We start from the raw sequence: 20346 nt of genomic DNA, 5'->3' as shown, positions 1-20346 counted from the left end.
GGCCCTTTTTCAGTTATATGGTTTAATTGGCGCACCGAGCCGCCGGCTGCCGCGCCGGCGAATGCGTGCACCGCCACTGACTTTCGTATGGTATCCGATTGAAATACTTAGCCTCTTTTCGAACTACGCTGAAGATATCCCGCTATCTGTTCCGGGTGCTGGCGATTTTGCTGTGGTCGTTGGGAGCGCTGCTCACCACCTTTTATATTCTGAATATCCTGCATCAGAAAGAGTCGGATATCCGGCAGGATTACAACCTTAACTTCGATCAGGCGCAGGGCTACATCCGCCATTCCGCCGACATCATCCGCGACATCAAGTATATGGCGGAGAACCGTCTCAACGGTTCGGTCAGCAGCCTGGACATGTTCAGCGGCGTGTTTCCCGGCAAGGGCAGCCCGCCGCAATTCTTTCCGCTGTATCCGGAGTCCAACTGCACGCTGAGCACCACCTACCGCAGTTCGCTCGATTCGCTGAGCGGCCTGATCCAGTATTGGAAAGAGAACTTCGTGGCGGCCTACGATCTCAACCGGGTGTTCTTCATCGGCGGCGACAGCCTGTGTATGGCGGAGTTCGGCGGCGGCAACGCGAGCGCCAATCGGGAAAACGTGCTGAAGTCGCTGCACGAGCGCATTCTGAAATACCGCAACGCCAAGAATCTGGACAAAGACAACAACCTGTATTGGATCAGCCCCAGCGCGCAGCGGCCGGACGTCGGCTATCTGTATGTGCTGACGCCGATTTATATCGGCAACAAGCTGGAGGCGCTGCTGGGCATCGAACAGACCGTTCGGCTGGAGGATTTCGTTACCGCCGGCAACCTGCCGATCGGCGTCACGCTGCTGGATGAGAACAACGAGCCGGTGCTGCGCCTGGCGGACGGCGATCGCTATGCCGCTTCGCTCAACAGCTATCCCGCAGAGCACGCCTACTTCGGCTATGTCGACAATTATCGCGATCTGATCCTGAAGAAAGCGCTGCCGCCTTCTTCGCTGAGCATCGTCTATGCGCTGCCGGTGAAAAGCGTAGTAGAACGCTTCAAAATGCTAATCCTCAACGCGCTGTTGCTGAACCTGCTGTCGGCCATCGTGCTGTTCACGCTGGCGTGGCTGTTTGAACGTAAAATGTTCCTGCCGGCGGAGGACAACGCCTTCCGCCTGGAAGAGCACGAGCAGTTCAACCGCAAGATCGTCGCTTCGGCGCCGGTGGGCATCTGTATCCTGCGCATCAGCGACGGCACCAATATCCTGAGTAACGAACTGGCGCACAACTACATCAACCTGTTGACCCACGAAGATCGCGATCGCATTACGCGCATCATTTGCGAACAGCAGGCGAATTTCGTCGATGTGATGACCAGCAACAACAACAACCTGCAGATCAGCTTTGTCCACTCGCGCTACCGTAACGAAGAGGTGGCGATTTGCGTGCTGGTGGACGTCAGCGCTCGCGTGAAGATGGAAGAGTCGTTGCAGGAGATGGCGGCGGCGGCGGAGCAGGCCAGCCAGTCCAAATCGATGTTCCTGGCCACCGTCAGCCATGAGCTGCGCACGCCGCTGTACGGCATTATCGGCAACCTCGATTTGCTGCAAACCAAGGCGCTGCCGCAAGGGGTCGATCGGCTGGTCAATGCGATGAACAACTCTTCCGGCCTGCTGCTGAAAATCATCAGCGATATTCTCGATTTCTCCAAAATCGAGTCCGAGCAGCTGAAGATAGAACCGCGCGAGTTCTCCTGCCTGGAGGTGATCACCCATATCGCCGGTAACTATTTGCCGCTGGTGGTGAAGAAACGTCTGGGGCTGTACTGCTTTATCGAACAGAACGTGCCGGAGCGCATTTTCGGCGATCCGGTGCGGCTGCAGCAGGTGCTCTCCAACCTGGTGAACAACGCCATCAAGTTCACCGATACCGGCTGTATCGTGCTGCAGGTCTGCACCCGCGGCAGCTATCTGGAATTCAGCGTACGCGATACCGGCGTCGGTATTCCGGAGAAGGAAATTTCGCGCCTGTTCGATCCGTTCTTCCAGGTGGGCACCGGCGTGCAGCGCCATTTCCAGGGAACCGGCCTGGGGTTGGCTATCTGTGAGAAACTGATCAACCTGATGGACGGCGATATCGCCGTCGAGTCCGAACCGGGTCTGGGCAGCTTGTTCAGCATCCGCATTCCGCTGTTCAACGCTCAGTTCCCCATCCCGCAGGCCAGCGATACCTGGCAGGGCCGTCGGCTGTGGCTGGATATTCGCAATCAGCGGCTGGAAAGTTACCTGATGGCGATTCTGGGGGGCTACGGCGCCGATATCCAGCGCTATGACGGCCAAGAGACCGCCGCCGGAGAGGTGATGCTTAGCGATCATCCGCTGATGCTGGACACGCCGCTGCTGGCTCAGATCCAATTCTCTACCGAACATATCGGCCCATCGCTGGAAACTCGGCCGGGTTATTGGATGCACAGTACCTCCACGCCGCGAGAAACGCTGAGCTTGCTCAACCGGTTGTTCGGCGTCGGCAGCGGCGCGGCAGAGGCGCTGGTGCAGCTGCCGGTGCCCGCCAAGGCCAGCGCGGCGGACAACGGCGATATTCATCTGCTGGTGGTTGACGATCATCCGATCAACCGTCGCCTGCTGTCCGATCAGCTGGGATCGCTGGGGTATCAGGTGGTGACCGCCAACGACGGCGTCGACGCGCTCGGCGTGCTGAAACAGCACCACGTCGATATTGTGCTGACCGACGTCAATATGCCGAACATGGACGGCTATCGCCTGACGCAGGAACTGCGACAGATGCAGTTCAGCGCGCCGGTGATCGGCGTGACGGCGAACGCGCTGGCGGAAGAGAAGCAGCGCTGCCTCGAGGCGGGTATGGATAACTGCCTGTCGAAACCGGTCACGCTGGAGACGCTGGCACAGACGCTGGCTTACTACAGCCAACGGGTACGCTACAGCCGCAGCGAGGCTTGAAAAGCAAACAGGCACGGCGAATGCCGTGCCTGTTTGGCGCTAACCTGCCGTGAGGCGGGATTTAGTCTTTGTCCAACGGCGTCATGCTGACGGAGGAGAGGTAGTTGAGCAGGGCGATGTCGTTCTCGACGCCCAGCTTCATCATCGCCGATTTCTTCTGGCTGCTGATGGTTTTGATGCTGCGGTTGAGTTTCTTGGCGATTTCGGTCACCAGGAAACCTTCGGCGAACAGGCGCAGCACTTCGCTCTCTTTCGGCGACAGGCGCTTGTCGCCATAGCCGCTGGCGCTGATCTTCTCCAGCAGTTTAGAGACGCTTTCCGGCGTGAATTTCTTGCCTTTCTGCAGGGCGGCCAGCGCCTTCGGCAGATCGGTCGGCGCGCCTTGTTTCAGCACGATGCCTTCGATATCCAGATCCAATACCGCGCTCAGAATCGCCGGGTTGTTGTTCATGGTCAGCACGATGATCGACAACTGCGGATAGTGGCGCTTGATGTATTTAATCAGCGTGATGCCGTCGCCATACTTGTCACCCGGCATCGACAGATCGGTGATCAGCACGTTGGCGTCCAGCTTGGACAGATTGTTGATCAGTGCGGTTGAGTCTTCGAACTCCCCAACGACATTCACCCATTCAATTTGCTCAAGTGACTTCCGGATGCCAAACAGTACGATAGGATGGTCATCAGCAATAATTACGTTCAGGTTATTCATGTTGTTGGCTACCTTGCTTCAGCAGTCTGCTGACGAAAAAATCAATCTGACTGATGTTATTCTCGATCTCGGGCGCATCACCTTCTGCGATGCGCTGTTCTAACGATTCGCACAGCTGCTTGCCGGGAAGCAGATTTAACATGGCAAACACGCCTTTCAGGCGGTGTGCGGTTTGTGACAGCGCATTGAAATCACTGCTGCCCGCCTCAGTATACAGTTTTTTGACATCGTCGGGTACTGTATCGACAAACAGCCCATAGTAATCACTTGATTTCAATTGTTTTTCATAGAGTTGGATATCTTCTGAGCTCAATGAAAGCGGGCTTTCTTCCTGTTCCAGCGCGGCCATTTGCTGTTCGATCAGCATCAGCACGGCGTCGATTAATGCGCCGTTCAGATTATAGTTCACCCGAATGTAGCGTTTCTCCAGCGCTTGCCAGCCCGGCTCATCGGTCGCCAACAACAGGGTGTAGTCATCGGCGCGCTGCGGGTTATCGGTTAGCAGCACGTCATAATCGCGGTTGACCGCGCGATCTTCGGCGACAAGACAGTCGGCGCCGTAGGCCTGCAGCAGGCGGGTCACGATGCCGCGCACCTCATCCGACGTGACGTCCAGCAGGGCGGTGACGCCGTCGAGCAGCTTTTCCTGCTCCTGCGGCTCTTTTTTCTCCATCTCCATGGCGACGCGAATGGTATAGCGAGTGCCGATATCCACCTTGCTGCGAATGTCCAACTGGCCATTAAGCTTTTTGCACAGCTGGTTGCACAGGAAGAAGGTGAGCCCGGAACCGTGGTTGAAGCGGTCCACCAGCGTCTGGCTGAGGAAGGGATAGTTGAGGTTGCTGATCTCTTCGTTGGAGATGCCGGAGCCGGTGTCGTTGATTTGGAAAATCAGGCGATCCGGGTGCTCGGGCTCATGGTCGATAACCAGCGAAATCTTGCCGCAGGCGGTGGTGATAATGGCGTAATGCACCAGCAGCGCAATCACTTTGCGCAGCGCGTTGGCGTCGCCGATATAGTTCTGCTCGACGTCCAGCTGGAAATGCTTGAACAGCGCCAGCCCCTTCTGGTTAAGGGCGGGCAGGGCCTCCAGCAGCAACTCGTCGACCATCGCCGCCGGGTTGAATGGTTCGCGCGTAGGCTGCCAGTCCTGGGTTTCCAACCGGGTCAGCAGGGTAATGTTATCGATCAAACCCAGCACCGAAGCCGACTCCGCGGTTAACTGGCCCAACAGTGCCTGCTGCTGCTCCTCATCCGGCCGGTTACGCAGACGATCGACCAGATCGTGCATATGGCGTACCGGCTGATTGAGCTCGATGCCCAGGTTGTGCAGCATCAGCTTGCGTGCCTGAACGTTCTTGTCATATTCGCGCCGCGCCTGCTGCAGCCGCTTGTTCACCATCACCTCTTTATCCTGATCGTGCATCAGGAACAGGTAGGTGTCCGGCGACAGCTGGCTGCGGAAGATACGGATTTCATACACTTCATTGTTGACCGTCGCCTGGATCACCCCGTGATGCTGTTCGGCCATATGGGCGATTTTTTGCAGGCTGAGGTGCGGCAGCAGGTGTTCGGCGATTTTGTTGCTGGCGATCACCGTATTGTTGGCGAAGCTGTAGACCAGCAGGCCGGAAGGCAGGCTGGAGACGATCTCCTGATTCAGCGCGCGCTCGGCTTCCAGCTCCACCGCCATGTTTTCGCTCGGGCGAATGTACTGGCGGCGGATAAAGTAGATGCTCAGCATCGACAGCGCCAGCAGCAGCAGGTTGATCGCGATCAGCCAGATGTTGTTGCGCAGCAGATCGATGGCCAGATTGATGGCCGAAACGCGATACACCACCTTCAGCGGCGCATTGGGCAGGGCGGCGCTGAACTCGACCCAACCGCCGCTCATCGTCGCATGGGTACCGAGAGCCGTTTCCGCCGGAATGGCGCTGTCGTCGAGATCGACATCGTCCGGCAGCAGCAGGAAATTGGCGCGGGCCAGATTGGCCGGAATGATGTCGTTGATCGGCAAGTCGAAGGCGATCACCGTCGCCAGATGCCCCGGTTGATTAAAGGTGGTGCGAATCGAGAACGAATAGGCGTTCTGGAAACGCTGCTTGCGCAGATCGGAAAAGCTCTCGCGCTCGTCGAGCATGTTGGCCTGTTGCAGCATCTCGGCGCGGCGTTCGTCCGCCGAGGTGGTCAGGTAGCTCTCTCGAAAGCGCGAAGCCAGCTCTTTGAGCGGCTGGGTGGTGATCAGACTGAGGCTGTTGTCCTGGCCATTGAGGTAATACATGGCGTAGTTTTCGGTCTTGGCACCCCAGCGAGTGTCCAGGTAGTCCGAGATGTTGGCGATCATAGCCAGCGTGTTCTCGTCATGGCTGCCGAAGATCACCGCGTCGGTTTTCTTGTGCGGCTTCTCGACATAATAGACGTCGGGCCGCAGGCGGGTTTCCTGCAAACCGGGATCGCTGTTCTGTGCCGGCGCATTGCCGAATTTGTCATAGACCTGGTAGGTCATATAGCGGTAGGTATCGATACGCTTTTGCAGCGAACCGGCAATGCTGTTCAGCGTGTACTTCTTTTCCGCCAGCCAGGCGTTGGTGTAGTTGTAACCATACAGGCCAATGCCGATCGTCAGCAGCACGATAAACAGCAGGAAGCAGCGGGTAATGTTGCTGGAGCTGATGGTCAGTTGTTTATTTTGCATAGTGGCTGCGCATTCCTGAATCAGCGAGTGACGGCCTTGGCGCTGGCGGTGACCGCCAACAGCAGGGCGGCTACGCAGGCGAAAGCCACCGTCAGGCTGGAAAACTGAGCGATAAAGCCGATCAGCGCCGGGCCGGCCAGAATACCGGCATAGCCGACGGTGGTGACGGAGGCGATCGCCAAATTGGCCGGCATGTCGCGCTGGTTGCCCGCCGCGCTGAACAGGATCGGCACGACGTTCGAGGCGCCCAGGCCGACCAGCATGAAACCGACCAGCGACACGGTGGCGTGATTGAAGGCGATGGCCAGGCTCAGACCGAGTGCGGCGCACAGGCTGCCCAGCAGCAGCACCCGGTAGCGGCCCAGCGAGTTCACCACCCGATCGCCATTGAGCCGGCCGAGCGTCATGGTGATGGAAAACAGCGCATAGCCCAAGCCGGCCTGGCTATGCTCGACGCCGCGCAGCGTGGTGAGGAACAGCGCGCTCCAGTCAAGCATCGATCCTTCCGCCAGAAACATGATAAAGCACAGGATGCCGATGAACATCACCCAGCCGCGCGGCAAGACGAACATCGGCCCGCCGTCGTCGGCGCCGCTCTCACGCAGCAGATGGCGGCTGGCGAGCGCCAGCAGCACTATCACCGCCAGTACGGTAAGCAGGGTGGATTGCAGCGGCGTCAGGCCCAGCCACAGCAGCGCGCTGACGCCACCGGCGCCGGCAATGCCGCCGATGCTGAAGAAACCGTGAAAACCGGACATCATCGCCTTGCCGCTGGCGCGTTCGACGATCACCGCCTGAACGTTCATCGCCACGTCGATCATGCCGATCGCTGCCCCGAACAGCAGCAGCGCCACGGCCATGCCGCCGAGGGAATCCATCAGCGCCAGCAGCGGCAAATCGATGCATAACCCGAGCCCCGCCATCAGGATCACCGCGCGGCAGCCCAGTTTGCCGGTCAGGAAACCGGTCAGCGGCATCGCCAGCATGGAACCGGCACCGATACAGAGCAGCAACAGGCCGAGCGAGCCGTCATCGATACCGATGCGCGTTTTGGCGAAGGGCACCAGCGGCGCCCAGGCGGCCATGCCGAGACCGGCGACGAAAAAGGCCAGGCGGGTGGCGATCTGTTGAGGAACGCCGGGCGTTTGCTGTTCATTGCACAAGGTGGCTGTCATGTAAGCGTCAGGATCTTGGGTCAAAAGAGTGGCGAAAGTTACTGACAGTTTTTATCACAATCCGCGATCCGGGTCGAAAAGATTCGCGTTTGGCTCCTCTCTGGCACCGCCTCTGCGCACCAGCCACAGGGCGATCGCCTGGACTATATACGCCTTTTGCCGTTGGTCGAGCGCGATACCCTGCGGTATGCCGTGCCACTTTTCCAGGCAGCCGCGGCAGCAGGTGGCGGTGGCGTGTTGGGCGACAAACACCGGGTGGCCGCGCATCGGCGTTTGCTTACCGTCATTTTTAGGATGGGCGGCGGCCAGGCGACGGTCGATGAAATCGCGGGCATGGCTGAGGATCAGCGGCAATCCCTTGTCGTCGAGGTAGGTTTGGTCCTTGGCATTTAAACGGAAACGGGCGCGGAAGGGGGAGCTTTGCAGCCGCTGCCACAGCACGTCGGGTTGAAAGGGCATCATAACTTTACTCGCTGAGGGTGAGCTTTTTTTCAGGCTATCAGAAGTGAAACTCCGCGGCTAATTATGCCTGCGGCGAGAAATAAAGGATGGGATAAAGCACGAAATGAAAAGCAAGCTCAATTTGTAGACTAAAATAACAGAAAAGATTAGCAATTAGTGCGGAAGTGAATTAGTGAAACTATATCATGAGGTTATTTATTTGCCTGCTATTTGTACGAGCTGAAATTGTGAGGAGAGTGTGGAGGAAAATAAAAAACCGGCCAGAAGCCGGTTAAAGGAATGCTGAAATTATCTTCGGGTAATGAAGGTAATAATGAAAATAATGATGATAGCGAGGTGATTATAGCGGCTGCGTGCGGACAGCGTTTTGGCACAATGTGCTTATTGCCCGGTTCAATTGTATGGTTGCCTTTTTTTTCTTAAAGATATGTATAACTGCATGATTTTTTATCAGTTAATCTATTCTTTGTCTTTAAGTGCTTTATTTTGTTTGTCTGTAAGGTTTTGTGAAAGTTCGCGCGCATTTACATTTTGAAACCTTTATTAATTACAATGAAACACTATCGGATACTTGGTATCATTTTCTTTCTGGATTAATATAACCCTTGTTACCAGAATGGTAATGCACAGTCGTGCTAATAATGCTCGAAAAGGGCAGTGGCCGTAGCTCGACATAATTAACGAGGATAATAACGATGAAACTTCGAGTACTCTCTCTGATGGTACCCGCACTGCTGGTTGCAGGCACAGCAGGCGCGGCGGAAATCTACAACAAAGACGGTAATAAACTGGATTTGTACGGTAAAGTCGACGGTCTTCACTATTTCTCCAGCAATGATGGCGCGGACGGCGATCAGTCTTATATGCGTTTTGGCCTGCGTGGCGAAACGCAAATCAGCGATCAGCTGACCGGTTACGGCCAGTGGGAATATCAGGCTAACCTGAACCACGCTGAAAACCAGGACAACAAGAACTTCACCCGTTACGGCTTCGCCGGTCTGAAATTCGGCGACTACGGTTCCTTCGACTATGGTCGTAACACCGGCGTGCTGTACGACGTCGCGGCTTACACCGACTTGCAGCCTGAGTTCGACGGCTCGACCTACGGCGCTGACCAGTTCATGTTCCAGCGCTCCAGCGGTCTGGCGACCTACCGTAACAACGGCTTCTTCGGTTTGGTTGACGGCCTGAACTTCGCCCTGCAGTACCAGGGTAAGAACGGCAGCGCTGAAGAGACCAACAACGGCCGTGATGTCCTGGGCCAAAACGGTGAAGGTTACGGCATGTCGATGAGCTATGACATGGGTTACGGCATCAGTGCCGCCGGTGCCTTCTTCAACTCTCGTCGTACCAGCGAGCAGAACGGCGGTGGCGGCTACCAGAACATTATGGGCCGCGGCGACAAGGCGGAAGGTTACTCCGGTGGCCTGAAATATGACGCCAACGACACCTACCTGGCCGTGATGTTCACCCAGTCTTACAACGCGGCGCGCTTCGGTAGCTCTACCAGCGATGCTTTCGGTTACGCCAACAAGGCGCAGAGCTTCGAAGCCTACGCGCACTACCAGTTCGACTTCGGTCTGCGTCCGTTCGTGGGCTATAACCAGACCAAAGGTAAGGATCTGGGCCGCGCCGGTAACGGCAAGGACTACGGTGATGAAGATCTGGTCAAATTCGTCGACCTGGGCGCGACCTACTTCTTCAACAAAAACATGTCCACCTATGTTGACTACAAAATCAACCTGCTGGACAACAACGACTTCACCCAAGCTGCCGGTATCAACACCGACAACGTGGTTGCCGTGGGCCTGGTTTACCAGTTCTAAGCACCTCAGTGTGAACGTCATCACGCGGCCTTCGGGCCGCGTTTTTTTTTGCCTGTAAAGCACGGATTGATCCGTTGTCGGCACGGGAAGCGCTTCGGCTAGCCCTCGCTCGGCCTACGCTGTCAGTACAGCAAACAGAGCGGAGGTGATATGGAACTCAAGATCGACAAGGTGATCGAAACGGTGCTGTACGTCAGCGATATTGAACGCGCGGACGCCTTTTATCGAGAGGTGCTGCAACTGCCGGCGATGGTTGCCAACGAACGGTTTCGCGCCTATAACGTCGGCGATCGAAGCGTATTGTTGCTGTTTATCGAGGGCGACTCGCTGCGTGGGGCGCACTATCCGACCGGGTTTATTCCCGCGCACGATGGCGTGGGGCCGGCGCATATCGGGCTGGCGGTAGCGAAAGACCAACTGCCGCATTGGGAACGGCATCTGATGGTCAACGGCGTGGAGATAGAGGGGCGGATGCGCTGGGAACACGGCGGGGAGAGCATTTATTTTCGCGATCCCGACGCTCATCTGCTGGAGTTGGTGACGCCGGGCATTTGGGCCAATTACTGATCGAACCCGCCTTGCGCCAACATGTCCAACGTAGCATTCAGCACCTGCAGCGCGGCCTGCGGTTGCCGCTCTATCTGCACTCTGACGATGGCGCCGTCGATCAGCATCGCCAACATCGCTGAGTGCTGTTCCCGCTGTGGGCCGGCGGGCAGGTGACGTGCCAGCTCGTCCGCCATCTGCCGCTTATGCTGGCTGGCGATGTGCAGGCTTTCCGGCAGCAGGTCGGCAAGTTCCACCGCCGTATTGATAAACGCGCAGCCGCGAAAGCGCGGATCGTCGAACCATTCCGCCAGGCAGGGCGCCAGCGCCGCCAGCAACCCGCCGGTTTGCGTCACATGCCTGGCCAACGCTGTGCTGAACCAGGCTAGCCACTGCTGGTGGCGATAGGCCAAAAACGCCGTAATCAAGTCGTTCTTGCTGGGAAAATGGCGGTAAAACGTCACCTTGGTTACGCCAGATTCCTTGATGATGCGATCGATGCCGGTGGCGCGGATCCCCTCCTGATAAAACAGATCGTGCGCCGTCAGCAGGATGCGCTGGCGGGCGGGCAAGGCGTTGAGATCGGCGGTCATCATTTTCTCCTGGGCTATTTCCGAGTGATTGTAGACAACTCTGTCTACATGCGCTAGCGTAATGTTGTAGACAGAGTTGTCTACATACCTTCACTCAGGAGATGAACATGAGCATTAAACCCCCATTGCCGCCTTTTACCCGCGAATCCGCCATCGAGAAGGTGCGGCTGGCGGAGGATGCCTGGAACAGTCGCGATCCCGAACGCGTATCGCAGGTATATTCCCTCGATACCCATTGGCGTAACCGCGCGGAGTTTGTCGAAGGCCGCACAGCGGTAGTCGGTTTTTTACAACGCAAATGGGCGAAAGAACTGGAGTATCGGCTAATTAAGGAACTGTGGGCGTTTGATGGCGCGCGCATCGCGGTGCGTTTCGCCTATGAATGGCGCGACGATTCCGGCAACTGGTATCGCAGCTTCGGCAACGAAAACTGGGAGTTCAATCAGGAGGGGCTGATGATCAACCGCCATGCGTGCATCAACGACATGCCGATCCGCGAACAGGATCGGCGTTTTCATTGGCCGCTCGGCCGGCGGCCGGACGATGTCCCGGCCCTGAGCGATTTCGGTTTTTGAATCTGACGTCGCGCCCGCGATGGCCGCTCGTGAGGAAAAGCGCACCGATCGACAAAGGGGAATTTGTAGAAAAGCCTTTCCACTTCTAGACTTAGGGGACAACAAACGCACTCCAAGAGGACAAGCTATGACGAAGAAGTTGGTTTTGGCCGTCGGCACTGCGGCGGTATTTTCCATTCTTGCCGGCTGCACCGCCTATGACCGCGCAACCAGTTATGTCAATGAGCCGGTGGTCAGCGATGTCAAAGTAGGGATGACCAAGCAGCAGGTGCGGGCTATCGCCGGTCCGCCGTCGACCACCGCCACGCTGGTTCATGCGCAGGGCACTTGCGACACCTATGCGGTGGCGCCGCGCGACGGCAAAGTGCAAACGTACTTTGTCAGCTACAACGACACGGGCCATGTCATGAACAAGGGCTATCAAACCTGTTCAGACTACGATTCTCAGCCGAAATAATCGCGTTTCGGCCGACACAAAAAGCCTCGCTTGCGCGGGGCTTTTCATTTTTTAAGCGTTTAAGGCCTGAAGTTTAGGCAACTGCACCGGTTGTGCCATTTTTTTGCATGAAAACGATAGACATTTCATAACGGTATCGCTAATATCAGCGCCCATTGGAAGGATGGCCGAGTGGTTTAAGGCAACGGTCTTGAAAACCGTCGAGTGTAACAGCTCCCAGAGTTCGAATCTCTGTCCTTCCGCCAAATTCAGCCGGCTTAGCTCAGTAGGTAGAGCAACTGACTTGTAATCAGTAGGTCACCAGTTCGATTCCGGTAGCCGGCACCATGATAGAAGCCCCAGCAGCGATGCTGGGGCTTTTTGTTATGGATTTTTTACTGGAAGCGCCACGAGAAGGAGTTTCTCAGGTGGCGCTGAAGTTAACCGATAAGCAGCCATCAGATTGAGTGTTGATAGGCAATTACCGTAGCGCCACAGCTTTCGTTTGGTTGCGGCTAATAAGCATTTTGCCGAGTTTGATACCTGGTTTTTCAACAAAGTGGTACAGCAACGTTGCGATACCATAGGTGAGCGGGAGAATGATTCCTGATGCAACAATGAACCGCATTACTGAAGAAAGTTCAGCAAATGATGTGTTTGAGAGCAAATAGGCAACGACCGGTAGGACTATCAATAGGTGGAGCAAATAGACTGAGTATGAGACATCTCCCAGAAATACGCTGAAACGGTTTGTCAGGCACCAGCGCGGCAAGCGCAGCACGCGCGACCACTTGCTCTCTTCACTCCTGGCCCAAAGCATCGTGACCATCATTAAGATAAGACCTATTTGAGCGAGCAAATGGTATTTATTCAATTCGTTTGGCAGATACGCGCTACCCAGTACGGTTAATAAAGCAAAAACGACATAGCGAACACTCTTACTGCGGATTGATTCAGCCATCAGCATACCCCCAATAAATAAGTTCAGCTTTATGAGGATCATGGAGGGCATGGGGAATGCAGCAAAGTAGTCCGGTACTAAAAATTTGGCGAGTCCGCACAGCAAGACAACCGCGAGGCATGCACGGGCAAATCCCAGTTTCAAGACTGTCAACATGATGAATGGAAAAAGTAAATAGAACTGCATTTCCAAACCGATGCTCCAGTCGGGGAGCACCGTATTGAAGGAGTAATCAGGCAGAAAGCCAAACATAAAGGTGACGTGCGTAAATACATTCAAGAATGAATGATCGCTATAGCGTGAGCTGTTGGTTTGCGTTTCGCTGTAGAAGTGGCCAATGATGTCTCTGGCCTCACCGAAGTAGCTACCAAATACAATTGCCACAGCCAATAAGACATAGTAAAGCGGTGCGATGCGAAAGAACCGCCGAGTCCAAAATTTTTTGAAAGTCGACGCGTCGGTCCAGGGTTCCTGTTCCTTACGCTCAACATAATTTTTGGCCATTAAGTAGCCAGAAAGCAGGATGAAAAGATCTACACCGATTGCAGGATCAGAAAGAATGGGGGGACGGAAGCGGGTTAAAATGCAGATATGACCCAAAACAACCCAAAGTGACGCCAGGCCACGTAACCCCTCAAGTTCCTGTGACCACTTTTTAGCGGGTTGCATAAAGAGATACCTCTAAGTGATTTTTCATTAATTATTCCAATGGGTTGATGATATCTCGACAGTATAGCATGGGATATCTTATGAGGTTAGTTGGCAAATTCTGAATGTAAACCGCATAGACTCTAGGTTTTTTGATATATCATAAGCTCCGAAATTATTTAATTAGGCGAGCAAAAGTCGGCGTGCGGCATATATGAGAATTGCATACGCATCAGTAAGCCGCGAATCTTAAAGGTCTTTATTTCCCGGAGGGAGCAAGGCGGTGGCACCAGCAGACGAGGTGTAACCATACTGCCTTGCTCGTATAAAAAGCCTGCTGGCGCTAGGCTCAGGTTTGGTTATTAGTCGGGGATTATGGTTGAGAGCGCTTATAAAATATCCGTGACCAGCCACTGATCCGCTTCTTCGAACATCTCTTCCAACATTCGGTTCAGCTTCTCACGATCGCTTTTGCTGGCGTCGGAGTTCAGGCCGTTGGCCTGCATCGGTTTTACGCGCACTTCGGCTTCAGGAAACAGCGCATGCACGCGTTTTTCCAGCTCGTTGCGAATAATCTCGGCGGCGTTGGGTAGCCCAGCGACGTTGCGCTTGTCGTACACTAATTCTACAAACATGACTCACCTGTAAATACTGATTTAATGTACAGTATTCTGGCCTGAGGAAGGCGGGTTGGCAAGAGTGGGAAAGCAATTTTGCATGAGGCGTTCATTCTTGCTTGCGCTACGGGGGGCTAAGCCTGCCGCAGAATCATTTTCTTATGTCTGGCCACTGGCCTGCATTTTCCCCGCTCACTTCGCGCGTGAATCTTCAAAGGGCGTGATCATTCCCGCAGCCTGCATTTTTCACCCTTAAAAATCAATACGTAAGGCGGTGGCGTCGGGCCGGGGCTCCCTGGTGTTGGAGGCCCGGCGCCACCTTTCTGGTCGCCGTTCTTGGCATAATGTTGCTCAACGCAGGTATGCGCCGGAACTCGGCGCTACGGGCGCTGACGCAGCGTTTTCGCGTTCTGACGGAGAAAAAATCCCGAGTGTTGGGCAATAGTCGCTCTATGAGCGCTGAAAAAGGCATTCATCTCATTTCGTTTAAAATTAAACCGGGATGCGGTTTGCTCTCCAGGTGGGCTTTCTTGCACTAAATTGCTGCGAGGTTAATGATCAGTATTTTAGGTTTCTCCCGCGGCAGCTATGGCGTGAATGCGATGAAGATATCCCGGGCGTTGTCAAGCGCCTCTGAAGCTTGATGAACGGGATATGAGTTAGCCTGCTTAGATAGTTTTTTATAAGTAAAATGAATCATTTCAATAAAAACCAGTCACGTTCATCAAGAACGATGATTTGCAATAAAATCATTTTATTACAATAGGTTTTTTGTGTTTTTCGTCCGTCGCTCGCCCAGGATTATTGTCATGGCCACCTTTTAAGTGGTTTAATGTTTTTAATTCACTTTAATGACGCTAAAGTATAGGTTTAAAACATTATAATGCAACCAAACAACATTAAAATATCAGAAGAAAATGGTATGTCATTGAAAATGATAGGCGAAAACCTCACTTACCTCATGCGCATGCACGGGATTGACGCCAGTCGGTTGAGCAGCGAAACAGGGATAGGTATTGCGACCATCAATAATCTGAGGAAAGGGGTGGGGAATCCCACGATCGCCACGCTTGCATCCATTGGTGAATTTTTCACCGTAAAAGTAGGGGAGCTGACTGACAAGGATTTAAGCGTCACAGGGGAGGCCAAACACAATGTGAGATCGCTGCCGCTCATTAGCTACAGCGATGTAGAGCGTTTTCTGGCCAACACGATCAGAACGGCAGATACCTATACGACAGAAGTCGATGACATGACGGACGATTCGCTGTTTGTGGCAGAGATAACGAATAATTCACTGTCGCCTGAATTAGACCGTGGAACGTATTGTGTGATCTCCCTCAAGGAGCCATTTTGTGATGGGGATATCGTCCTGGTTAAGCTGAAAAATTACCCAATATGCTTAAGGCGAGTTTTTGTTTCTGACGACGACTTGTTGTTTACAAATATCTCATTAGATTCAGATAGCAGCGTGAAGTCCTATAGCGATTATGCGATCGTCGGTGTTCTATTGAAAACGATAAAGAGGCTGAAATAAATGGATTTATTTAACATAATGAGAAGGCTAAGAAAAATATACTCTCCCAGTTACCTCTATACGTTAGATCGCAGTGTGATCCGAACGGCGGATGGATATTGGCTTTTCAAAGAGTTTGGCACCCATACTTTCGTGAAAAAAAACTGGGCGCAACTCATCGAGGGCGATTTTCTCAGGCACGTTAACCCGAAAGACATCGCTTTTATCGCCGAGACCGAGTCTAAAATAAAAATCGCCTCGGCCAAACTGTCGATTCATGGAGAAAAAAGAAACTGTATGTGGACGTTGAAAAACGACGTTGACTCGATATCAATATCAGGGGCGGATTTCCTAAAAGATCGCGATCTTGTCGACAAAACCGAGTCCTTGGATGCGACGAAAATAGCCTTTTATGCCGGGGTGAAAGAAGGCAGAGCACTCTCTGCCTCTTTGAAAAATGCAAAGAAAAGCACCAGGTCTAAAAAAACAATACTGACGTTGATTAAATAAACCAGGGTTCGACGTGAATATGCTCATCGAACGTAATTACGCTGAAGGCAGAATTTTCTATGGTGCTGACATCGCTTGTGCCGTTTTTCCATTGCGAACAAATTGCCGGGGAAACAGAGATTAAGGTTTCCCCCAGCTTTCTTTGGAATAACGTATGTGCATGGCCTGAGCCGATAAACTTAACGTTTAATCGTTGGCAGAGGCTCAAAAGCTCCTCGGCATTGCTTAACATACAGCTATCAACAATCGGGGTGCCTACAGGAATAGGGTGATGATGCAAGAAGACGGCGACCTTTTTATTGCCACTTGCGACGATGGCTTTTTCAAGCGTGTCGAGCGCATGCGTCGAGACCCTGCCGAAATCTTCGTTATCAACCACCGAGTCGATGCTGAGCATGCGCCATTCGTCATCTTCAAACGAGTTTATATCATAGTTGCCGCCCTGTTTATGGGCTGCATCGTCCAGGTTCTTTTTGTTGTCGTGGTTGCCTGGGAAAAAATAGAAAGGTAAGGAAGTGCGGTTCATTATCTTAAAGAAGCGCTCATAAGAGGGGATATCGCCATCATGAGAGATGTCACCCGTCACAATGATTAAGTCGGCATCGATTTTATCGGCATTGGCATTAATGAAGTCAATGGCCCTGTCGAAATTAGCAAGATGCTTCGAAGCCAGCGCGCTTTCATTAGGCATAATATGTATGTCGCTAATCTGAATTACTTTCATGCTAGACCCTGTTGATATTACTTAAATGGATTGTATGAGGTGCCCCAATCATAGTGATCGGTGTTTTCTATCTTCTTCACCCACTCGACTAAGGCGATGGCGAGCGGCAGCAAGACAATGGAGACGACAACTTTATAAGACCAGGTTGTGCTTATGATGTTAACCAACTCCATGAAGGTGTATTTTCCTGAAAGACTGATCGGATAGGCTGTCAGCAACAGGGCGGCCTGCGTAGACATGGAGCCCACAATATATCGGATAAAGAAGTATTTGCCGGAGAAGATAATCTTCATCTTTGAAATAATGAAGCCATTGACGAAATAAGCGACCGGAACGGACACCCAGGTACCGATCATGACTCGCCAGAATTCGTGGTACAAAGAATAATAGTGCGTGGCGATATCGTTGTTTTCTGGCTGAATAACGGCTGAGAGATTAAGTATTATGACATATAAGCTTTGACAGAAGACCATGATCCATATTGCTCTGACCGACAATTTATAGCCGTAAACCTCAGTAAGCAATGTGGAGATCAAGAAACACAGAGAGAATACAATGCCGCTGGCCGTTATTTTAAAACCATAGATATCAAAGACCTTATAAACCAACGTGTCGCAGGTGATCATAATGGTCACCGTCAGGCCAACAAAAAGGCCATAGAGCTTGAGATTTCCTTGCATTTTTATTCCTTATTTAGTCCGTGTTCTTCTGTTATTCATAATCCATACTTATTTAAAACGTCAACCAAGCGGCCAGATAGTGGCGCAATGATGCTTGAGTCATGTCGCATGGCCATCGTTTCTCTTTATTCAAGGCAACGCCTCTCCTTTCCCTCACGGGGTTCCTGAAGGCGAAAGCGCTACGCTGGGTTATGCGAAGAATGCTGATGGCCTGTTGGTTGAGAACAGATGACTTTACCGTAATTCATTAATATTTCTAATGAATATATTACCTGGATTGCGCTGTGTCAATCATGGGAAGAGGAATACGGGACGTTAGCTTGATGAGGGCTTTATACGTTCACTCCCGGGGCGTGGGCGGCAGAGCCTGCAGCTGAATCACCAATTCCGCCAGGCTAGCGGCCTGCATTTTCTCCATCACTTTCGCCCGGTGAACCTCCACGGTGCGCAGCGCGATATTCAGCCGCTCCGCCATTTCCCGATTCATCATGCCTCGCACTACCAGCTGCGCGATGTCGCGTTCTTTCGGCGTGAGCGTGCGGTAGCGGCCGTAAGTTTCATGGCGTTGCCAGGCTACGGCCGAAACCCGGTGCGCGCGTTCGAGGGCGGCGATCAGCGGTTCAGCGGCGATCGGTTTTTGCAGGAAGTCCACCGCGCCGTACTTCATCTGCTCCACCGCCATCGGCACGTCGCCATGGCCGGACAGGAACACCACCGCCAGCGTGCTGCCGAGGCGGCGCAGCTCAGCGTAGGCCTGGTGCCCATCGAGTTTCGGCATCCTCATGTCCAGCAAGACGATCCCGGTCTGAAACAGGTCGGCCTGCGCCAAAAAGTCGGTGCTGTCATTCCAGCACTGCACGTCGTGGCCGAGGCTGGTCAGCAAAAAATGGCAGGCGTCGGTGACGGCGACGTCATCGTCCACCAGATGAATTAGCGACATGGTTTTCCTCATCGTTCAATATGAAATGCAGCGTTACGCACAGCCCATTGCGGCTGTCGGGGGCGGGGCGGTTAGCCAGGCGGATTTCGCCGCCGCCATAGCGGGCCAGGCGCCGGCAAATGGCTAACCCCAGCCCCATGCCGCCGGCTTTGGTGGTGTTGAAGGGGCGAAAAGCCTGTTCCAGCCCGGCCATTGTCATGCCGCCCGCGTTGTCCTGCAGATGCAACTCGATCGCCCGTTCGCTCTGGGTGGCGGAAAGCCAGACGGCATTGGCCCCGGCCTGCGCCGCATTCAGCAGCAGGTTCGCCAGCAGCTGTTCCAGCAGCGCCGGCGGCAGGGTTAGCGTCAGCGAAGGCGCCACGTTGTTGAACAACGTCAGGTCGGGATAGCGCTGCGTCAGGCGCAGCAGCGCCCACACCCGCTCGGCGGTTTCGCTTACCGCAGCGGGCTGCCAGCGCGTTTGGTCTATCGCCTCTGCGGTGGGCTGTGCCCACTGGCGCAGGTTATGAATCGTCTCGCCGCCGCGCTGCGCCTGTCGGTCGATATTTTCCAGCGGCCCCAGCAGCGGATGCCCGGCGTCCGTGTTGCGCAGTTGGATCAGGCATCCTTGCGCATAGTGGCGAATAGCCGCCAGCGGTTGATTGAGCTCGTGTGCGAAGCCGGAGGCCATCTCCCCCAGCACGTTCAGCTGCCTGGCGTTCTCCAGCGCCTGCTCCTGCCGCCGTAGTTGCTCTCCGGCATGGAGCAACTGCCGCCCGCGCCGGCGTACCAGCAGCGCGATCCAGATGTGGTTGACGATCAACAGCGCCAGCACCGCCAGCGACAGGCCGACGGCCGTCTGATGCTGGATCAGCCAGCTTTTGATATCCAGCCACAGCCGCCGCTGTTCCGGGTGCTGATTGACGGCGCGCAGCAGCGCTTCCACCTCGCTGGTCGAGGCCGGTGCGCCCCACAGGAAGGGTGACTGCGGCGGTGCGGTCAGCAAGGCTCTTGCCACCGCATCCACCAGTGAGTTATCCAGGCCGGGTAGGGCGGCGAACGACCAGTTGGGGTAAAGCGGCGTGCTGGTAACGCAGGGAACCGACGCGGCCTGTTGCAACAGCGGGCGAAAATCCGCCGGATTGATCAGGCCTTCCTGATCCATTTTCTCCAGCAGGCAAACGGGGACGATGGCGGCCTGAATGGCGCGTTCGCGCAACAGATAGAGCAGGGCGTCGGCAGGGAAACCGGTAAAGCGCAGGTGAAAATCGCGCTCGGGCCGTATGCCGGCATCGCTGAGCACCTTATAACCGGTCAGATAGCCGCCGAAGGCCTGCGGATCGATGGCGCCCACCGTTTTGCCCATCAGCGCCTGCGGCGTCGTAATGCCGCTGTCGCGCCGCACCAGAATCACGCTGCCGATGATGTTGCCCGTTGCCCGGTCGCCGTTGGCGGCGCGCAACGACGCCAGCCAGCGCAGATGATAGTAGCTGTTCAGCTGCACAAACTGCGCCGGATTGGTGACCACGAACTGCACGCTGCCCCGATTGACCGCCTCGCGCATCTGCGCCAGATCGAGCGGCCGCAGGCGGAAGCGTTCACCGCCGACGCTGCCGTTGAGCCTGTCGATCAGCGGCTGCCAGTCACGCGCGGTCGCCGCATCGCCGCGCATCGCCAGCACGCCGACCGACCACTCGCCCGCCTGTGCCGCCATCCCCCAGCCGAGACTGAGCAGCAGTAATAACACGACCCTCACGGCCCCTCCTGATGGGCAATCTGCCTGCCGTCACT

Annotated in this window: 18 protein-coding genes and 2 tRNA genes; 9 read left to right on the top strand and 11 right to left on the bottom strand. The window is 54.6% G+C overall.

What is annotated here, in order from left to right:
- The first annotated feature begins 98 nt into the window (after nt 1-98).
- Nucleotides 99-2960 carry a two-component system sensor histidine kinase RcsC gene (gene rcsC / locus V8N38_RS17360; RefSeq protein ID WP_147840083.1) on the top strand — a complete coding sequence of 954 codons (2862 nt, stop codon included), beginning with the start codon at nt 99-101 and terminating at the stop codon, nt 2958-2960.
- A 61-nt stretch (nt 2961-3021) separates the two neighbouring features.
- On the opposite strand, the gene rcsB is transcribed toward rcsC, so the two are convergent.
- From rcsB to V8N38_RS17340, 4 genes are read right to left on the bottom strand one after another with little or no spacing between them, the layout of a single operon-like run.
- The gene (gene rcsB, locus V8N38_RS17355) at nt 3022-3672 is read right to left on the bottom strand and encodes a response regulator transcription factor RcsB (protein ID WP_004935900.1); all 651 of its coding nucleotides are present in this window, start codon (nt 3670-3672) and stop codon (nt 3022-3024) included.
- Nucleotides 3665-6367, bottom strand: coding sequence for a phosphotransferase RcsD (gene rcsD / locus V8N38_RS17350; RefSeq protein WP_141959793.1), 2703 nt, complete (start codon nt 6365-6367; stop codon nt 3665-3667). Before rcsD ends, rcsB begins: the two co-directional genes overlap by 8 nt.
- 20 nt (nt 6368-6387) lie before the next feature.
- On the bottom strand, nt 6388-7542 hold the full coding sequence (locus V8N38_RS17345; RefSeq protein ID WP_047730202.1) for an MFS transporter: 1155 nt from the start codon (nt 7540-7542) through the stop codon (nt 6388-6390).
- A gap of 54 nt (nt 7543-7596) precedes the next feature.
- Nucleotides 7597-8001 (bottom strand): DUF4186 domain-containing protein, encoded by a 405-nt coding sequence (locus V8N38_RS17340; RefSeq protein ID WP_047730872.1) that lies wholly within the window; start codon nt 7999-8001, stop codon nt 7597-7599.
- 698 nt (nt 8002-8699) lie between these two features.
- On the opposite strand from V8N38_RS17340, the gene ompC reads away from it, so the two are divergent.
- A complete protein-coding gene (gene ompC, locus V8N38_RS17335) occupies nt 8700-9830 on the top strand; it encodes a porin OmpC (RefSeq protein ID WP_038876356.1) in 1131 nt (376 codons plus the stop codon).
- A 150-nt stretch (nt 9831-9980) separates the two neighbouring features.
- Nucleotides 9981-10397, top strand: a complete 417-nt coding sequence (locus V8N38_RS17330; RefSeq protein ID WP_100396406.1) for a VOC family protein — start codon at nt 9981-9983, stop codon at nt 10395-10397.
- On the opposite strand, the gene V8N38_RS17325 is transcribed toward V8N38_RS17330, so the two are convergent.
- Nucleotides 10391-10969, bottom strand: a complete 579-nt coding sequence (locus V8N38_RS17325; RefSeq protein ID WP_060439390.1) for a TetR/AcrR family transcriptional regulator — start codon at nt 10967-10969, stop codon at nt 10391-10393. The genes V8N38_RS17330 and V8N38_RS17325 overlap by 7 nt on opposite strands.
- A 107-nt stretch (nt 10970-11076) precedes the next feature.
- On the opposite strand from V8N38_RS17325, the gene V8N38_RS17320 reads away from it, so the two are divergent.
- The 4 genes from V8N38_RS17320 (at nt 11077) to V8N38_RS17305 (ending at nt 12328) form a co-directional block, all read left to right on the top strand.
- Nucleotides 11077-11544: a DUF1348 family protein gene (locus V8N38_RS17320; protein WP_070915333.1), complete on the top strand. Its 468-nt coding sequence runs from the start codon at nt 11077-11079 to the stop codon at nt 11542-11544.
- Between the two features lie 127 nt (nt 11545-11671).
- Nucleotides 11672-12001 carry an osmotically-inducible lipoprotein OsmE gene (gene osmE / locus V8N38_RS17315; RefSeq protein WP_019453681.1) on the top strand — a complete coding sequence of 110 codons (330 nt, stop codon included), beginning with the start codon at nt 11672-11674 and terminating at the stop codon, nt 11999-12001.
- A gap of 157 nt (nt 12002-12158) precedes the next feature.
- Nucleotides 12159-12246, top strand: a tRNA-Ser gene (locus V8N38_RS17310).
- Between the two features lie 6 nt (nt 12247-12252).
- Nucleotides 12253-12328: transfer RNA gene (locus V8N38_RS17305), tRNA-Thr, on the top strand.
- Nucleotides 12329-12461: 133 nt separating this feature from the next.
- Here the strand turns inward: V8N38_RS17305 and V8N38_RS17300 are convergent.
- Both V8N38_RS17300 and V8N38_RS17295 read right to left on the bottom strand, forming a co-directional pair.
- The gene (locus V8N38_RS17300; RefSeq protein WP_089186227.1) at nt 12462-13610 is read right to left on the bottom strand and encodes an acyltransferase family protein; all 1149 of its coding nucleotides are present in this window, start codon (nt 13608-13610) and stop codon (nt 12462-12464) included.
- 368 nt (nt 13611-13978) lie between these two features.
- The gene (locus V8N38_RS17295; protein WP_087763390.1) at nt 13979-14224 is read right to left on the bottom strand and encodes a DinI family protein; all 246 of its coding nucleotides are present in this window, start codon (nt 14222-14224) and stop codon (nt 13979-13981) included.
- A gap of 865 nt (nt 14225-15089) precedes the next feature.
- Here V8N38_RS17295 and V8N38_RS17290 point away from each other — a divergent pair.
- Nucleotides 15090-15743, top strand: coding sequence for a helix-turn-helix domain-containing protein (locus V8N38_RS17290; RefSeq protein WP_147840084.1), 654 nt, complete (start codon nt 15090-15092; stop codon nt 15741-15743).
- Nucleotides 15744-16232: a hypothetical protein gene (locus V8N38_RS17285; protein ID WP_147840085.1), complete on the top strand. Its 489-nt coding sequence runs from the start codon at nt 15744-15746 to the stop codon at nt 16230-16232. It begins immediately after the preceding gene.
- Here the strand turns inward: V8N38_RS17285 and V8N38_RS17280 are convergent.
- The 4 genes from V8N38_RS17280 to ttrS form a co-directional block, all read right to left on the bottom strand.
- Nucleotides 16225-16956, bottom strand: coding sequence for a metallophosphoesterase (locus V8N38_RS17280; RefSeq protein ID WP_147840086.1), 732 nt, complete (start codon nt 16954-16956; stop codon nt 16225-16227). The genes V8N38_RS17285 and V8N38_RS17280 overlap by 8 nt on opposite strands.
- Before the next feature lie 17 nt (nt 16957-16973).
- Nucleotides 16974-17636 (bottom strand): VUT family protein, encoded by a 663-nt coding sequence (locus tag V8N38_RS17275; RefSeq protein WP_025303625.1) that lies wholly within the window; start codon nt 17634-17636, stop codon nt 16974-16976.
- 340 nt (nt 17637-17976) lie between these two features.
- Nucleotides 17977-18576 carry a tetrathionate respiration response regulator TtrR gene (gene ttrR / locus V8N38_RS17270; RefSeq protein ID WP_089186224.1) on the bottom strand — a complete coding sequence of 200 codons (600 nt, stop codon included), beginning with the start codon at nt 18574-18576 and terminating at the stop codon, nt 17977-17979.
- Entirely contained in the window at nt 18548-20269 is a 1722-nt protein-coding gene (ttrS, locus tag V8N38_RS17265) for a tetrathionate respiration histidine kinase TtrS (RefSeq protein WP_244951326.1), read from the bottom strand. The genes ttrR and ttrS overlap by 29 nt, the downstream gene beginning before the upstream one ends.
- Nucleotides 20270-20346 lie beyond the last annotated feature (77 nt).

Origin of the sequence: Serratia nevei (assembly GCF_037948395.1) — a bacterium.
Taxonomy (GTDB): domain Bacteria; phylum Pseudomonadota; class Gammaproteobacteria; order Enterobacterales; family Enterobacteriaceae; genus Serratia; species Serratia nevei.
The sequence above is the reverse complement of the archived record's forward strand: the minus strand, read 5'-3'. Positions and strand labels throughout refer to the sequence as shown.

Bases quoted from the DNA above. Each gene is read 5' to 3' on its own strand.
- V8N38_RS17325 (WP_060439390.1), bottom strand. From the start codon at position 10,969: ATGACCGCCGATCTCAACGCCTTGCCCGCCCGCCAGCGCATCCTGCTG.
- V8N38_RS17295 (WP_087763390.1), bottom strand. From the start codon at position 14,224: ATGTTTGTAGAATTAGTGTACGACAAGCGCAACGTCGCTGGGCTACCC.
- rcsB (WP_004935900.1), bottom strand. From the start codon at position 3,672: ATGAATAACCTGAACGTAATTATTGCTGATGACCATCCTATCGTACTG.
- V8N38_RS17275 (WP_025303625.1), bottom strand. From the start codon at position 17,636: ATGCAAGGAAATCTCAAGCTCTATGGCCTTTTTGTTGGCCTGACGGTG.
- V8N38_RS17280 (WP_147840086.1), bottom strand. From the start codon at position 16,956: ATGAAAGTAATTCAGATTAGCGACATACATATTATGCCTAATGAAAGC.
- V8N38_RS17330 (WP_100396406.1), top strand. From the start codon at position 9,981: ATGGAACTCAAGATCGACAAGGTGATCGAAACGGTGCTGTACGTCAGC.
- V8N38_RS17300 (WP_089186227.1), bottom strand. From the start codon at position 13,610: ATGCAACCCGCTAAAAAGTGGTCACAGGAACTTGAGGGGTTACGTGGC.
- ttrR (WP_089186224.1), bottom strand. From the start codon at position 18,576: ATGTCGCTAATTCATCTGGTGGACGATGACGTCGCCGTCACCGACGCC.
- ompC (WP_038876356.1), top strand. From the start codon at position 8,700: ATGAAACTTCGAGTACTCTCTCTGATGGTACCCGCACTGCTGGTTGCA.
- V8N38_RS17340 (WP_047730872.1), bottom strand. From the start codon at position 8,001: ATGCCCTTTCAACCCGACGTGCTGTGGCAGCGGCTGCAAAGCTCCCCC.
- ttrS (WP_244951326.1), bottom strand. From the start codon at position 20,269: ATGGCGGCACAGGCGGGCGAGTGGTCGGTCGGCGTGCTGGCGATGCGC.
- V8N38_RS17285 (WP_147840085.1), top strand. From the start codon at position 15,744: ATGGATTTATTTAACATAATGAGAAGGCTAAGAAAAATATACTCTCCC.
- V8N38_RS17290 (WP_147840084.1), top strand. From the start codon at position 15,090: ATGCAACCAAACAACATTAAAATATCAGAAGAAAATGGTATGTCATTG.
- osmE (WP_019453681.1), top strand. From the start codon at position 11,672: ATGACGAAGAAGTTGGTTTTGGCCGTCGGCACTGCGGCGGTATTTTCC.
- V8N38_RS17320 (WP_070915333.1), top strand. From the start codon at position 11,077: ATGAGCATTAAACCCCCATTGCCGCCTTTTACCCGCGAATCCGCCATC.
- V8N38_RS17345 (WP_047730202.1), bottom strand. From the start codon at position 7,542: ATGACAGCCACCTTGTGCAATGAACAGCAAACGCCCGGCGTTCCTCAA.
- rcsD (WP_141959793.1), bottom strand. From the start codon at position 6,367: ATGCAAAATAAACAACTGACCATCAGCTCCAGCAACATTACCCGCTGC.